The organism is Marinomonas phycocola, assembly GCF_047525455.1.
GTDB lineage: Bacteria > Pseudomonadota > Gammaproteobacteria > Pseudomonadales > Marinomonadaceae > Marinomonas.
Window position 1 is genome coordinate 98,290 of record NZ_JBLIXL010000010.1, and the last position, 14,753, is coordinate 113,042.

Consider the following 14,753-nt stretch of genomic DNA (forward strand, 5'->3'; position numbering starts at 1 on the left):
CGACTTAGTCGATCTGCAAGAGTAATTAGGACAATACATGAGTGACTCAACATTAGAAGATTTGAATATCGCTTCGTTCTCTCAATTAATAACACCAGAGAAAATGAAGCAAGCTTTCCCTGTTACTGATAGTGTCAGAGCAAGCATCTCGAAATCACGTGACGACATTAAAAATATTCTAGACGGCAAAGACCATAGACTGGTTATCGTTATCGGCCCTTGCTCTATTCATGATACAGAAGCCGCTCTTGATTACGCTCACCGCTTGAAAGAGTTAGCAAAAAAAGTAGATGACACTCTTTATATCGTCATGAGAACGTATTTTGAAAAACCTCGTACAACCATTGGCTGGAAAGGTTTAATCAATGATCCAAATTTAGACGATTCATTTGAAGTTGAAAAAGGCATGGGCATTGCTCGTAAACTTCTTATTGACCTTTCTGAACTTGGCCTGCCTTTAGCGACGGAAGCACTTGACCCTATTTCGCCTCAATACATTCAAGATTTGATTAGCTGGTCAGCTATTGGGGCAAGAACAACTGAGTCACAAACACACCGCGAAATGGCATCCGGTTTATCTGGACCTGTTGGCTTTAAAAACGGCACAGATGGTTCTATGACCGTTGCTGTCAATGCAATGCAGTCTGTCTCCCACCCTCATTCGTTCCTTGGTATTAATGAAGAAGGGCAAGTCAGTATTGTAAGAACAAAAGGTAACGCCTACGGCCACCTTGTGCTTCGTGGTGGCAACGGTAAGCCAAACTACGATTCTGTTAACATTACGTTAAGTGAGCAAGCTCTTACAAAAGCAGGCCTTGCACATAACATTATGATTGATTGCTCACACGAGAACTCGAATAAGAAACCTGAAATTCAGCCACTGGTAGCAAAAGATGCCACCAAGCAAATTCTTGAAGGCAATAATTCAATCATCGGTTTAATGATTGAGAGTAATATTGGCTGGGGTAATCAAAAAATCAATTCTGATCGAAGTAAGTTAGAATACGGTGTATCCATTACCGATGCCTGCATTGATTGGAAAGCGACTGAAGAGACAATATTAGACATGGCAGATAAACTGCGCGACATCTTGCCAAAAAGAAAACGCTAAGCTTAATAAAAAAGGGCGATTAATTGTATATTAATCGCCCTTTTTTATCTTATTACTGTATTAGCGAATACTCTTCAGGCCGAACATAGAACAAAATATTTGATCGTATTCAACACCTTTTGATACATTAAAAAGGCATTGGATACTGTTTGTATACAGCCATTACATCTAACATAACGGCATCTGGAAGTGGCTCTTTAAATGCGGCAATATTTTCTTTTAGCTGAGCCAAACTTGTTGCTCCTATAATCGTAGAAGTCACTCCGTCAACCTGATCACACCATGCCAACGCCAATGTTGCCGGCGAAATACCATGTTTTTTAGCCACTTCCAAATATGCGATAACCGCCTGTTCTGCAAGTTCAGTGTCTCTAAACAAACCGTGACGTTGAGCAAAGCTCCAACGACTCCCTTCTGGCCTTGCTCCACCAACGTATTTCCCAGTTAAAGAGCCTGTCGCTAATGGAGACCAAGGAAGGTAAGCCACATCTTGATGTATACAGTTTTCAATTAGATAAGGCCAATCTTTTGCGTGTAACAAACTGAATTCATTTTGAATAGAGACCGGTTTCGCTAAATTATGAATTTCACTAAGACGGACAAATTCATTAACTCCCCAAGGGGTATCATCCGATAACCCAAAATGGCGAATTTTGCCTTCTTTGATGCATTTATCCAACGCAATTAAGATATCAAGCATACCTTCACTTTCTTTCGTGCCATCCACCTGACTGAAATTAATTTGGTTTGGATGATGCTTTGCAAAATGAGGGCTAGTACGGTTTGGCCAATGAAGTTGGTATAAGTCAATATAGTCTGTTTTAAGACGCGCTAGAGATGCATCAATCGCTTCTACTATTGTTTTACCTGTAATTGGAGAGGCATTACGAACATAAGGTAATCCAGGGCCTGCAATTTTTGTTGCTAAGATAAACTCTTGGCGACGGCCTGGGTTTCTTTCTATCCAATTGCCAATAATGGTTTCTGTTTTACCATAACTTTCTTCGGTTGGTGGAACAGAGTACATCTCAGCCGTATCGAGAAAATTTATTCCTTCACTTAAGGCATACTGGATTTGCTCATCCGCATCCGATTGATTATTTTGAGTCCCCCATGTCATTGTGCCTAAGCAAATACGTGAAACCGATAAACCACTACTACCTAATGGAGAAAACTTCATTTGAGATTCCTTTAATATACATATCGATAAATTAACACACAAAACGTCAGGTAATAAAACGTTAAAACGCTTTAAATTCAAGCGTAGAACAACCAATAGAGCCACATTTTATACTACTTAATGAATCAATGGCTCAAACTTCTTATCCGTTAGCGTATTTAGGAAAGCAACCAATGCATCTATTTTTTGATCAGTGAGTGCAGGGCCCTTTTCAAGTTCGGTTAGATTCACAGTTTTCGGCCATTCGGGACTCTCCCATAACTCATTGGTTTCGGGATTAATTCGACGGCTTTTATTATTAAAACGATCATAAAATTCAATCACGGTTCTTAGGTCTTGAAAGACACCATTATGCATATAAGGTCCAGTGACCGCGACATTTCGCAATGTTGGCACTCTAAACTTTCCGCGCTCTTGATGATCATCAACTTGAGGATTCAGTAGTAAACCAGCATCTTTTTTATCAAACATGCCATTTTTTTCTCTAACAAATCGATTTACAGGTACACCAATATTCTCATAACGGTAGTTAGTAAAGGTTTCACGACTATAAAAAGGCGATTTGTTTAACTGATGGCAAGCATTACAGTTAGTAAATTGCTGAGAGAAAAACAATGTTTTCCCCAGCTCTTCTTGCGAAGTAAACGTTTCTTCACCCCGAAGCACTCTATCGTATTTTGAATCAAACGGCATAAACACTTCCGTCTTTTCAAACGCCATAATGCTTTGAGTCATCGCATCATAGAGCAGCTCTTCATTTGTCAGTACATCGGCTCCGAACAACTGCTTAAATTTATCTACATAAAACGCATTTTCATTAATTCGAGCCGCAACGGCTTGCTTACTTTCCATCCCCATTTCTATCGGGTTTAACGGTGGCCCACCAGCCTGCCCAGCTAAAGTTGACTCCCTACCGTCATGAAATTGTCCACCAACATAATGCCCTTTTGAATTCTTGTGAAAGCGAGGGTTCAATGCAGCATAAGAGGCTGTTGGGGCATTTCGATCCCCCAATGATTGAGTATCCGACCCTAAAGAAACAGCACCAAACACACCATTATCTCTGTCATCAATAAACCCTTTTTGAGGATTATGGCATGTCGCACAGGATTGATTTCTATTTTTAGACAAATTAACATCAAAATACAGCACTGCACCTAACTGCGACAGTGCATCTTGAGCTACTCGACTATCAAAGTTCGGCTTAATCGGCTTCCCACCTTTACAACTCACTATAAAGACAGCACACAACAAGACAAAACAGGTAGAAACATTCACTAAAAACACCTTAAAAGTACAATGAAAATCATTACCAATTATTTTTCACTTGAAAAAAAACGCGAAGATCCGCGTTTTCTAACTACGATGCTATTTAAGCCACTAGCTTCATTTTTCTGGCAATGTAACGTTCAATTCAAGAACAGAGCAATCATCAGTATCATCAAGTTGAATCAATACATCATTATCATTAACATGAACGTACTTACGAATCACCGCTATAATTTCTCGCTGCATTTGCGGTAAATAGTCAGGCTGTTTACGACGGCCTCTTTCATGAGCAACTATGATCTGTAGTCTTTCCTTAGCAACAGATGCAGAGTTAGCCTCTGATTTACTTTTAAAATAATCAAAAATCCCCACTCTAACCCCCTAGCAAACGTTTAAAGAATCCCTTTTTCTGCACATCAAGAAAACGTAATGGTCGCTTCTCACCTAACAGCCTATCCACCGCATCATCATAAGCAAGACCGGCTTCTGATTGAGCATCCAAAATAACAGGAGTACCCTGATTTGATGCTTTCAACACCGCTTCTGACTCAGGAATCACACCTAGTAAAGGAATGGCCAAAATTTCCTCTACATCACCAACACTCAACATTTCGCCTAGCTCAGCCCTTTCAGGGTTATAACGAGTTAGCAGTAAGTGTTCTTCTATTGGCTCTTCACCCTGTTCAGCGCGACGCGATTTACTCTGTAAAATACCTAAAATACGGTCTGAGTCTCGTACTGACGACACTTCTGGATTCGTAACAACAATTGCAACGTCCGCAAAGTACAAGGCCATTTGAGCCCCTTTTTCAATACCAGCAGGAGAGTCACAAACAATGTAATCAAACGTTTCTGATAATTCATCTAATACAGACTTCACACCATCCTCTGTAAGAGCATCCTTATCTCTTGTCTGTGAAGCAGGTAAAATAGATAAATTTTTAGTACGTTTGTCCTTAATCAATGTTTGGCTTAGTGTTGCTTCTTTATTAATAACATTAACAAAGTCATATACGACTCTACGCTCACAGCCCATAATGAGATCAAGGTTACGTAAGCCTACATCAAAATCTATAATAACGGTTTTATACCCTTTTAAAGCCAACCCCGTGCCAATTGCCGCACTAGAGGTGGTTTTACCTACACCACCTTTACCTGATGTGACCACAATAATCTTTGCCAATGCCTTATCTCCTAGTGACTTTTTCATAAGTCTAATTTAAAGCGTTTAAAACACAATATAATTATGCATGTATTTTATAATGCAAGAATTTCTAAATTCTCACCGTTTAACAATACCTGAGCCGATTCTTTCCAAATGATTTCATGCAATGCATCACTCAACATAAAATTCCCTGCAATTGCAACGAGTTCAGCTTCCATACTTTTGCAGAAAATTCTTGCATTTACATCGCCATTTACACCAGCCAATGCTCGCCCACGTAACGCACCATAAACATGAATATTACCTTCCGCTAACACTTCTGCACCGGCACCCACAGGAGCCAAGATCACTAGATCCCCTTCTGCATACACTTGTTGACCTGATCGAATCGGTTTTGTAATTACTTTTGTCGGCTGAGAGACCACTTTCTCCTGTACAATTGTTTTCACAACCACATCAGGGTTTTTTTCAGTTTCAACAATTGGAGGGGTAATAGATCGGGTTTTACTTGGAGGTAACAAAGGTAAGTGAAAGTCATTATGCCATGTAGGTAAACCCGCGCCAACACTGCGCCAACCAATAGGTCTAAAGCCCAGTGCTGTCACTTGTGAAACCAATGAATTCAATTCAATTAAACTCATATCACTTTCAAGTTTTGAGACATCGATAATAAGCGGTGCTTGACTAAAGAAATGCGGTGCTTGATCAATTTTTTCCTTTATTTGATTAATTACATCAGGAAAAGAGAACCGATGAAGCTCAAGCAAAACGGTTGTAACGACACTTCCTTTTAAATGGAAGTCTGTTTCTTTCATGCACACGTTCCTTTTTATCTTATAAGAATGCATTTTCTATAAATACACTGACTAAAATAACAACCCCCTATTCTAGCAAGCTCAAAAATTAATGAAAGTATTACTCCTTTTAAAAAAGAAAAACACGAGCTTTACAACAAAAAACTTAGGGCAATCTGATCTGTAGGCTTTCCCTCTTCGTCGAGTAAATTCGCTTGCTTAAATTTTGATGATACATGAGCCTATACTAAGACTTTTTATTTAACCACGCCTATCCTAGGTGGCAGTGTACAATAGGATTTAACAAATATCGATCAACCAGTTAATTGATTTTTATTGAACTTACTAGACCTGTTTGATAAATTGGTTAACCTGTGACACTATCTTTACTAGGCGCTTCACATTTGAATCGTTTTAAAAGTATATGTTATTTATACTTAACGCCTTTGATAAAAAAAATAAATCAAAAAGGATCTATCCATATGAAACAGTTCTTAGTCTTAGTTTTTTCGTTTTTATTTGCAGCAACGACTGCAATAGCTTCTGAAAAAATCAAAATTGGTCTTGCGGTTGACCAATTATTTGAAAGTCGCGTTGCCGAAAACGATGCCATAAAAGATGAAGCCATGAAACGTGGCTACACTGTTATTGAAGTCGTTGCAGATGGTGATGCACAAACTCAAAACCAACAAATTCAATCGCTCATTACTCAAGGTGTAAAAGCCATTTTGGTCTGTGCGGTAGATCAAAATACAATAGAGCGTGCACTGATTGCCGCAAAGCGTGCAGGCATCGCTATTATTGCTTATGATCGCAGCCTACCTAAAAGCCGCGTTGTTGATACATTTGTTGGGCCAGATTCACTTGCTGACGGTCGTTTAGCAGGTAATTACACAGCACAGCAATTGAAAAACGTTCAAGGTGAAAAAATCATTGTTGAGCTTATCGGTGCGCTGAATGATCAAAACGGTATCGATCGCAGTAAAGGCTTTCGTGAAGGCATTGCAAGCTTAGAGAATGTAAAACTAATCGAAGTTCCTACCGGTTGGGATTCTGCCCGCGCCCTTGCTGGTACTCAAAATGCATTTCAAGCAAATGCTGTAGTGCACTCTGTTTTTGCAGCAACAGACACTCAAATCCCATCGGTTGAAACCGTACTGACCGATCTTGGTAAGCTAAAACAAGTAGGAGAAGACGGCCATGTTGTTGTAACAGGAATCAATGGCTCACTTGATGGCTATCAATCAACAGCAAAAGGTACTGCGGATGGTATCGTTGTTATGAACCTAGATAAAATTGGTCGTACTGCGGTGGATTTAGCAACGAAACTCATGAACGGTGAGACCGTTGAACGTCGCAACGTTGTATCAGGTAACTTCTATACAACAGGTAACATTGTTCAGCATAAAGCGTCTATCTGGGGAGCCAAATAACTCATATTAACGGCCTATATAACTTCTATCCAAGCAGAAGCGCTTAACTCTGCCGCATCATTACTGATGCGGCCTTTTGAACAAAAAAAGTGAAAGAAACAATGCTAAAAGCGATATCGACCACAGTAAAATCCTATCCTATAGCCCCCATACTCGTTGCACTATTTACTGTATTTTCACTGTTTTCCCCCTTTTTCTTAACATCAGGCAACATTGAAGCCATGTTAGCGGCTAACTCGGTTGTCTTAATTGCCTCTGTTGGTATGACATTCGTATTCTTGATGGGCGGTATTGATCTTTCTATTTCAACCGTTATCAGTGCCAGTGCTGTTATTTCAGGTCTGGTTATGGCGGCTACTGAAAGTGTTTTCCTCGGCGGTCTGACAGCAATAGGCGTTGGACTTGGATTTGGCCTCATTAATGGCCTATTAATAGGCGGCCTCGGCCTTACCCCTTTTATTACGACCATGGCAACTCAACTTATCGCGCGTGGTATTGCGTTTGTACTGTCTCAAGGGATTGCTGTACAAGGCACCCCCTACTCACTGATGGATTTTGGCTTCGTCACCGTATTTGGTGTTCCTGCCGTTACCTGGGTTGGTCTTCTTGTTGTTGTACTCTGTGTACTGTTACTGAGTCAAACACAATGGGGACGCCATGTAATGCTGATTGGTAGCAACCGGAATGCCGCTCATTTCTCTGGCATTAACGTAAAGCTCACCGAAATCAGTGTTTACAGCCTCTCTGGTTTACTCGCAGGTATTGCAGGCTTTATCAGTATCTCTAATCTTGGTAATGCCATTCCAGGGGTAGGTGATACGTTATTGTTACTTATTATCGGTGCCGTGGTACTTGGAGGCACAACAATGGATGGTGGAGAAGGCTCTATCACAAGAACCGTATTGGGCATCGGCTTACTTTCCGTACTTATCAGTGGCCTTAACCTCATCGGCATTCCATTTTACGATCAGCTAATCATTCAAGGCCTATTAATTTTTATGGGCACCTGGCTCGCTATGAAATTAAGTTCAAGGAGACATTAATTTGTTAAATCAAGAAACAACTCCACTACTTTCATTCAGAGCATTGAAAAAATCGTTCTCAGGGAAAACCGTTGTAAACGGGGTATCGTTTGATCTATATCCCGGTCAGGTTGTGGGGTTAGTTGGTGAGAATGGCGCAGGAAAATCCACCACAAAAAACATGCTGTGCGGTTTATTAGAACCCACTGAAGGCGAAATTTCTGTAAATGGTCAACGAGTAGAAAAGAACGAAGGTCACGCTCACGGCATTTCAGCCGTACATCAAGAGTTAAGCCTTTTTGGCTCATTATCCGTTGCAGAGAACATGTGTATCGGACAATTACCCGGTTCCGCCGCACGCATAGACTGGAAAGCCGTAGAGCAAATAGCCAAAGAGCAATTGGATTTTTTAGGCATTGAAATAGACCCATCGGCAACCGTTGAATCATTAGGTGCTGGAAAACAACAAATCGTTGAAATCGGCAAAGCGCTGTTGCATGCCGATAAAGTACTCATCTTAGATGAACCCACCACGTCCCTTACCGCAATAGAAAGAGAAAAGCTCTTTGCCTTACTCGACAAATTAAGAGACAAAGGCATTGCCATTATTTTTATCTCTCACTTCTTAGAAGAAATCTATCGCGTGTGTGACAGTGTTATTGTGCTAAGAGATGGTATGCAGGTTGGCAGCGGTCCATTAGCAGACATCAGTCGACGTGAATTAGAAGAGATGATGGTGGGCAGAACCATCGACGAGTCTTCCACTGTTCATAAATCTGATAGTAATGAAGAAACATTACGCGTTGAAGATTTATCATCAGCGGATTTCAAGGACGTGTCATTTACTGTGAACAAAGGTGAAATAGTCGGAATCGCTGGTCTGATGGGTGCAGGGAGAACCGAAGTGGCCGAAGCCATCTTTGGTCTACGGCCTTCAACAGGCTCGGTTTACATCAATGGCCAAAACATTAAAAACAGAAGCGTTGATTCAATGAAGCAATTACGCGCCTGTTACTTACCAGAAGACAGAAGGACAAACGGTCTTTTTCTTAACCGACCTGTACGTGAAAATTTATCCGCGGCGGCCATTTATCGGTTTATTAAACACGGCATGATCAAGCTAGGTTTTGCTGGCGAAAGACAAACGGCTCAAACCATTTCTAACGACATGGGTATTTCCATCCCTCACATTGAAGTGCCCGTTAATGCACTTAGTGGCGGCAACCAGCAAAAAGTACTCCTTAGCCGTTGGATGGCAACCGAACCCGAAATTTTCATTTTAGACGAACCCACCAAAGGCGTAGACATTGGTGCAAAATTTGATATTCATAGAAAAATTATGGATTTGGCCAATGGTGGTGCCACCGTTGTGATTGTTTCCTCAGATTTACCAGAGCTATTGCATGTATCGCAACGCATTTTGGTCATGCGTCGAGGCAAAATGGTAGGCGAATTTCAGCGTAATGAATTTGACTCAGTGAAAATCATATCGTTAGCGGCCAGTACAAACGAGCAAGGAAATGAAGCATGATTCATTCAATCAACACATTAATTTCAAAACAAAAGTGGCTGCCAATAGCCGTTGCCAATGTGGTGTTTGCCGCTATGTTAGCGGTGGTTTCCCCTGTTTTCCTGACGCTCTCTAACTTCCAATCCATGCTCATTCAATCTGGTGTGACGGCCATTATGGCGATAGGAATGACGTTTATCATTATCACTGCTGGTATTGATATTTCAATGGGAGCCATTCTCTTCTTCTGCTCAGCCCTTTTTGCACAGTTATTACAGGAAACTCAAAGCTACTTTTTTGCGTTTTCAGCGGCCATTGCTTGTGCAACTCTATTAGGCACGATTAACGGTGCCTTGGTGATACGATTCAAAATATCACCGCTGATCACCACGCTAGCGACTTACTCTATTTATCGAGGTATGGCGATTCATTTAACAGGCGCGCAAAACATTCCTGTTCCGAGAGAAATGGGCTTTCTAGGAAACGGTAAAATTTTCGGACTGCCTGTCCCAATTATCCTACTTATTATCATTTTTATTCTTGGGGTTTATCTGCTAAACCACACCCGTTTAGGTCTTTATGCAAAAGCAATTGGCAGCTCGGCACGCTCTGCAACCGAGTCTAATTTACCCGTTGGCAAAGTGACCGTTGCGGTTTACGCCATTGGTGGATTGGTCACAGGCATATCTGCACTGATTCTTTTAGCTCGTGTTGGTGGTTTGCAGTCGGGGATAGGGATAGGCATTGAATTTACCGTCATTGCCGCTGTTATTTTAGGTGGTACTAAATTAACCGGAGGCTCAGGAACCATTGTTGGCAGCGTGTTTGGCGCTTTCTTTTTGGTACTCATTGATAATGGACTCAACCTTGTGAATGCATCGCCTTATATCTACGACATTGTACGAGGCAGCGTATTATTAGCCGCCATTGCCGTAGACCGTTTGTCCGCACATAGGCAGGAAAATCGATTGATACACATTAAGACACAACGATTAGAAGGCAATCACGCGAACAATTGACCTACATTATTGCCCTTGAAGAAAGTTTGAATAGCGCATGAAAGCCGCTATCAACCTGTTCATTTTAGAATTAGAACGTTTCTACACGGAACAAAATTTTCTCACTTACAAGATCAAGAGGGACGTAGCCTCATGATATGGAGACTGCATCTAAAACAACCATAGAAAACGAAAAAAATACACATAAAATTTGGTTTAATACATGGAATTACCGTTTTTTTGAGCTGGAACCCCTTGTCCTGTAGCAAGCACGGTAAGCACACTCAATGGATGCCACCGTGCGTTTCAATTATTACACTTTCTTAGTCTCTTCTATATAGAGCCTCAATGGTACTTTTAGCAATTGAATGGGCATTGATCATATACCCAGTCAAGGCACCTGAAGCGTCTTCTGGCAGCTCTAATGGTTTTGACAGTGCATGAACCGTAAATTGATAACGGTGTGTACCGTGCCCTTTTGGAGGGCAAGCGCCTCCAAACCCAGAAAAACCGTAATCATTTTTAATTTGAATACTGCCTTTCGGTAAACTCTGGGTCGCACTATCACCTGCATCTGCAGCCAACCCCCTTACATCCGCTGGTATATTCACTACTTGCCAATGCCACCAGCCACTGCCTGTCGGAGCATCTGGATCGTAGGCGGTTACGGCAAATGCAGCGGTTCCCATTGGCGGATTAGACCAAGATAATTGAGGGGAGACATTTCCTCCACTGCAACCAAAGCCCTTAAATTCTTGGGCAACTGGCATCATTTCATTCGATCGAATATCATCACTTTTTAACGTAAAAGAACTCGAATCAGCAAAAGACATTGCAGAAGAAAATGATAAAACAAATACAGCAGATTTAACCAATAACGGCAACATAAATACCTCACAAACGTATTATCTGAAATGAATATGAACAAGTCGTTATAGTAAGCGCCTTATGCAATGGACGTTCTCTAAAAAAGAGTCAGTCTTTCGCCCTAATCCGTCAACTTTGTTTTTCGTAGATCGGTGGGTGTAAGACCAAATCGCTGCTTAAACCGTTGAGTAAATCGAGATTGAGATTGATACCCACAGTTACTAGCAATGGTTTGTATCGTGTATTTCGTGGTCTGCAATAAATGCAAGCCGTAACTCAATTTCGCTTGGTCTTTAAGTCCTTGCAAAGATGTGCCTTCCGACTTCAACCTTCTGCGTAACGTCGATTCACTCATTGCCAGCCTTCCACACAGTTCATCCATGCCCGTCGATACGTCTTCAGCAACATCCGCACTGATCATGCTGTACACTTGGTGACTGATACTAGGGATGTCCGATAAGTTCGCCACACCTTCATGGCCTAAATAATACAAATATTGAAGAATTTCCTTTCTTCTAATAGACCACATCGTCGCAGGGGTGAATTGTGACCATTCGATAAACTGTATAATGGTTTTTGCTAAGCCATCAGAAATAGCACCGATTAAATGCTCTGACGGTCTTTTAGAGCGTCGATCAAATACGCTAAAATCCTCTAATTCAAACTCTATCAAGAGCGCAAAGTATTCTCTTTCACTTGGAATATTACGCATATCCGTATTAGGACTATTGGATAAAAAAACAAAACTGCCCGTAGGGCACACCGTTGTTGTTTCCCCTTTAAGATTTTTTTCACCGTCTAATACAAAAATTAAAAGGGGTTTAATAATGGGCACATTCAGAATGTGTTGCTCTTTCACCGACGAATAAATAGAAAAAGGTTGTATTTGCTCGGTATCAATGAACGCTTTAACAGACTCAATTAACAATGGCATAATAAAGAGTGCTCATGCTTTTTATATTTTAAAACCGTACCGCCCGTATCATAAGAATGGACATACCAGCCCATGTTTCGATAACGTTGCTCATCAAATTCGCCAAAGTAATCCCACTCTTGTTCCAATAAACGTCGTCGCTCAGACAAATAAGTCAAGCACGATACATCTTTTACAAAGAGAAGAATGTAAGCGACTGTAATTTCATATGCGCCACAATAGTAAATTAAATAGGGTCTGGTCAACATCTACTCTAGAAAATAGAGTCATAATCAAACGGATTGCTTTATATCTAAACCTCTAAACTAATGATTAACGTCATTTCAACATAAAGCACCAGTAATACAAATCAATATGATAGAACGACCAAATTAGGATAACTGAAAGATTTCCTTACTATGATAACAACGAAAAGACAGTATCTCTTGCGAAGAAAGATTGCTAATTTATCGACTACAATTTATTTATTCATTTAATAGGCATCTGACCAAAGGGGAATACGCTATGCAATCTATCTTTCACTTAGCATTCAATGTCACAGATTTAGAAACTGCATGTGAATTCTATACCAACACATTAGGCTGCAAACAAGGGCGAAGAACCGAAACATGGGTCGATTACAACTTCTTCGGGCATCAACTTTCGCTGCACATAGGAGAACCTTTTCATGTCAAGCCTACAGGAAAAGTCGATAAGATTGCCGTTCCCATGCCACACTTTGGCGCTATTTTACCGATCGCCCAATGGAAAGAGTTGGCTACGAAATTGCACGCACTCGACACCAACTTTATCATTCAACCCAGTGTGCGATTTGAGGGACAGGCGGGAGAACAACACACCATGTTCTTTAGCGACCCTTTTGGTAACCCAATCGAACTTAAAAGTTTTGCCAATACAGAACAGGTATTCCAAGCATGAAAAACATCGCCTTTATTCACAATATGGACATGGAAAACCAAGAGAAATGGCTTGCTCAATTCACTATCTTATTGCCCAATGAAATCATTGTCGTTGCAGATCAATTAACCGATGAGCAAGCAAGTCAAGTAGAATTGGCCATAGTCGCCAATCCAAGCGTCGATGCATTAAAGCGCTTTCCTAACTTAATCTGGGTACAGAGTTTATGGGCAGGTGTCGAGACTATGGTTAATACGTTTCGATCCATCAATCAAGGCAAAACACACCCCACCCAATTAGTCAGATTGATCGACCCTTACCTTGCCAACACCATGGCTGAAGCAGCACTGACATGGAGCTTGTACTTATATCGAAATATTCCCGAATACATGGCGCAACAAAAACAAAACCTCTGGCGTCCCATCCCCTGCCCAGCCATTAACACCGTTCATGTTTCTGTGCTTGGTACAGGAGAATTAGGCACAGCAGCCATGCAGGCGCTCGTTAACCAAGGTTTCAACGTCAATAGCTGGAGCAGAAATCACAAAGACATTGCCAATGTTACTCATTACTCAGAGCAAGACGGTTTATTCGCCCTGCTTAAAAAAACAGACATATTGATCTGTCTACTTCCCTTAACTGATCAAACACATAAACTACTGAGCAAAGAAACACTGAGCTTGTTACCGAAAGGCGCTAAAATCATCAACTTCGCTAGGGGTGGCATAGTCAATCACGACGACCTAATAAACGCACTCGATACCGACCATCTATCGCACGCCGTTTTAGATGTGTTTGAGCAAGAGCCACTCACAGAAAACAGCCCTCTTTGGCAGCATCCTAAATTATCAATATTACCCCACATTTCCGCCACCACCAACCTAGACACCGCGTCCAAAATCGTCGCGGACAATATCACTCGCTATCGAGAACACGGCACGATTCCAGACACAGTGGATTTACTAAGGGGCTATTAACCTTCAACAGAATGTACACACTGGATATTTCTTTCCTATTGCACCCATGATGGATTGGACAACAACTGATTATAATATTTAGAATCAAACAGTTAGGTTCTAAATATTTGGAGGGAATCCAGAAAACAGACACAATAAACCACTCAAAGATGGCTTATTCTATTGTAGAAATAACACGTTAGAACTTATCTTCAACTGTTTCATTCCATTGTTTTTTTTATCTGTATCTAATGTTAAGAACCCATGATTTGTCATCTGTACACCAAGCAATAAGACTCCCAAAAAAATATATTGATCGCCCTCCATTGAAAACCCACCACGCTTAAGCAGAATTTTTCGTAATAGATACCAGCACCAACGACTACTAAAATAATGGCAGATGAAACAATTTTTTCTCTATTTATATACTCCTAAATTCAGATAATAAGTGCGACACTGATAATCAGGTGTAGAAGAAGCGTAAGCGTCCAGCGAACCACACATAACAATCAAATTTCGATTCACATAAAGTGATGATTTCTTTTCCTCAAGGAGTCATCTCTCATGTTTACATCCTCCCCCCAAGTTTCTATTACCTTGATTTGTGGTCCAACCGA

Annotated in this window: 15 protein-coding genes; 7 read left to right on the plus strand and 8 right to left on the minus strand. The window is 40.9% G+C overall.

What is annotated here, in order from left to right:
* The first annotated feature begins 37 nt into the window (after positions 1 to 37).
* Positions 38 to 1,111, plus strand: coding sequence for a 3-deoxy-7-phosphoheptulonate synthase (locus ACMUMJ_RS09615; RefSeq protein ID WP_414678620.1), 1,074 nt, complete (start codon positions 38 to 40; stop codon positions 1,109 to 1,111).
* Between the two features lie 127 nt (positions 1,112 to 1,238).
* Here ACMUMJ_RS09615 and ACMUMJ_RS09620 read toward each other — a convergent pair whose 3' ends face one another.
* The 5 genes from ACMUMJ_RS09620 to minC all read right to left on the minus strand — a co-directional run bounded on the left by ACMUMJ_RS09620 (position 1,239) and on the right by minC (position 5,540).
* Complete coding sequence (locus tag ACMUMJ_RS09620) at positions 1,239 to 2,291, minus strand: aldo/keto reductase (RefSeq protein ID WP_414678621.1); 1,053 nt, start codon at positions 2,289 to 2,291, stop codon at positions 1,239 to 1,241.
* Positions 2,292 to 2,408: 117 nt separating this feature from the next.
* Positions 2,409 to 3,569, minus strand: a complete 1,161-nt coding sequence (locus ACMUMJ_RS09625) for a cytochrome-c peroxidase (protein WP_414678622.1) — start codon at positions 3,567 to 3,569, stop codon at positions 2,409 to 2,411.
* Positions 3,570 to 3,677: 108 nt separating this feature from the next.
* On the minus strand, positions 3,678 to 3,932 hold the full coding sequence (gene minE / locus ACMUMJ_RS09630) for a cell division topological specificity factor MinE (protein WP_414678623.1): 255 nt from the start codon (positions 3,930 to 3,932) through the stop codon (positions 3,678 to 3,680).
* Position 3,933: 1 nt separating this feature from the next.
* A complete protein-coding gene (gene minD / locus ACMUMJ_RS09635; protein WP_414678624.1) occupies positions 3,934 to 4,743 on the minus strand; it encodes a septum site-determining protein MinD in 810 nt (269 codons plus the stop codon).
* A gap of 74 nt (positions 4,744 to 4,817) precedes the next feature.
* The gene (minC, locus tag ACMUMJ_RS09640; RefSeq protein ID WP_414678625.1) at positions 4,818 to 5,540 is read right to left on the minus strand and encodes a septum site-determining protein MinC; all 723 of its coding nucleotides are present in this window, start codon (positions 5,538 to 5,540) and stop codon (positions 4,818 to 4,820) included.
* Positions 5,541 to 6,001: 461 nt separating this feature from the next.
* Between minC and ACMUMJ_RS09645 the strand changes: the two genes are divergently transcribed.
* The 4 genes from ACMUMJ_RS09645 (at position 6,002) to ACMUMJ_RS09660 (ending at position 10,503) form a co-directional block, all read left to right on the plus strand.
* Positions 6,002 to 6,952: a sugar ABC transporter substrate-binding protein gene (locus tag ACMUMJ_RS09645; protein ID WP_414678626.1), complete on the plus strand. Its 951-nt coding sequence runs from the start codon at positions 6,002 to 6,004 to the stop codon at positions 6,950 to 6,952.
* Between the two features lie 101 nt (positions 6,953 to 7,053).
* Positions 7,054 to 7,995: an ABC transporter permease gene (locus tag ACMUMJ_RS09650; protein ID WP_414678627.1), complete on the plus strand. Its 942-nt coding sequence runs from the start codon at positions 7,054 to 7,056 to the stop codon at positions 7,993 to 7,995.
* A gap of 1 nt (position 7,996) precedes the next feature.
* Positions 7,997 to 9,505: a sugar ABC transporter ATP-binding protein gene (locus tag ACMUMJ_RS09655; protein WP_414678628.1), complete on the plus strand. Its 1,509-nt coding sequence runs from the start codon at positions 7,997 to 7,999 to the stop codon at positions 9,503 to 9,505.
* A complete protein-coding gene (locus ACMUMJ_RS09660) occupies positions 9,502 to 10,503 on the plus strand; it encodes an ABC transporter permease (RefSeq protein WP_414678629.1) in 1,002 nt (333 codons plus the stop codon). The genes ACMUMJ_RS09655 and ACMUMJ_RS09660 overlap by 4 nt, the downstream gene beginning before the upstream one ends.
* A 302-nt stretch (positions 10,504 to 10,805) precedes the next feature.
* Here ACMUMJ_RS09660 and ACMUMJ_RS09665 read toward each other — a convergent pair whose 3' ends face one another.
* The 3 genes from ACMUMJ_RS09665 to ACMUMJ_RS09675 form a co-directional block, all read right to left on the minus strand.
* Complete coding sequence (locus tag ACMUMJ_RS09665; RefSeq protein WP_414678630.1) at positions 10,806 to 11,369, minus strand: YbhB/YbcL family Raf kinase inhibitor-like protein; 564 nt, start codon at positions 11,367 to 11,369, stop codon at positions 10,806 to 10,808.
* A gap of 101 nt (positions 11,370 to 11,470) precedes the next feature.
* Positions 11,471 to 12,283, minus strand: a complete 813-nt coding sequence (locus ACMUMJ_RS09670; protein WP_414678631.1) for a helix-turn-helix transcriptional regulator — start codon at positions 12,281 to 12,283, stop codon at positions 11,471 to 11,473.
* Positions 12,271 to 12,441 carry a hypothetical protein gene (locus tag ACMUMJ_RS09675; RefSeq protein ID WP_414678632.1) on the minus strand — a complete coding sequence of 57 codons (171 nt, stop codon included), beginning with the start codon at positions 12,439 to 12,441 and terminating at the stop codon, positions 12,271 to 12,273. Before ACMUMJ_RS09675 ends, ACMUMJ_RS09670 begins: the two co-directional genes overlap by 13 nt.
* Positions 12,442 to 12,787: 346 nt before the next feature.
* Between ACMUMJ_RS09675 and ACMUMJ_RS09680 the strand changes: the two genes are divergently transcribed.
* Together ACMUMJ_RS09680 and ACMUMJ_RS09685 are read left to right on the plus strand one after the other, a co-directional pair.
* A complete protein-coding gene (locus ACMUMJ_RS09680) occupies positions 12,788 to 13,201 on the plus strand; it encodes a VOC family protein (RefSeq protein WP_414678633.1) in 414 nt (137 codons plus the stop codon).
* Positions 13,198 to 14,157 carry a 2-hydroxyacid dehydrogenase gene (locus ACMUMJ_RS09685; RefSeq protein WP_414678634.1) on the plus strand — a complete coding sequence of 320 codons (960 nt, stop codon included), beginning with the start codon at positions 13,198 to 13,200 and terminating at the stop codon, positions 14,155 to 14,157. Before ACMUMJ_RS09680 ends, ACMUMJ_RS09685 begins: the two co-directional genes overlap by 4 nt.
* Positions 14,158 to 14,753: the final 596 nt, after the last annotated feature.

Bases quoted from the DNA above. Each gene is read 5' to 3' on its own strand.
- ACMUMJ_RS09680 (WP_414678633.1), top strand. From the start codon at position 12,788: ATGCAATCTATCTTTCACTTAGCATTCAATGTCACAGATTTAGAAACT.
- ACMUMJ_RS09620 (WP_414678621.1), bottom strand. From the start codon at position 2,291: ATGAAGTTTTCTCCATTAGGTAGTAGTGGTTTATCGGTTTCACGTATT.
- ACMUMJ_RS09660 (WP_414678629.1), top strand. From the start codon at position 9,502: ATGATTCATTCAATCAACACATTAATTTCAAAACAAAAGTGGCTGCCA.
- ACMUMJ_RS09650 (WP_414678627.1), top strand. From the start codon at position 7,054: ATGCTAAAAGCGATATCGACCACAGTAAAATCCTATCCTATAGCCCCC.
- ACMUMJ_RS09665 (WP_414678630.1), bottom strand. From the start codon at position 11,369: ATGTTGCCGTTATTGGTTAAATCTGCTGTATTTGTTTTATCATTTTCT.
- ACMUMJ_RS09670 (WP_414678631.1), bottom strand. From the start codon at position 12,283: ATGCCATTGTTAATTGAGTCTGTTAAAGCGTTCATTGATACCGAGCAA.
- ACMUMJ_RS09615 (WP_414678620.1), top strand. From the start codon at position 38: ATGAGTGACTCAACATTAGAAGATTTGAATATCGCTTCGTTCTCTCAA.
- minC (WP_414678625.1), bottom strand. From the start codon at position 5,540: ATGAAAGAAACAGACTTCCATTTAAAAGGAAGTGTCGTTACAACCGTT.
- ACMUMJ_RS09685 (WP_414678634.1), top strand. From the start codon at position 13,198: ATGAAAAACATCGCCTTTATTCACAATATGGACATGGAAAACCAAGAG.
- ACMUMJ_RS09645 (WP_414678626.1), top strand. From the start codon at position 6,002: ATGAAACAGTTCTTAGTCTTAGTTTTTTCGTTTTTATTTGCAGCAACG.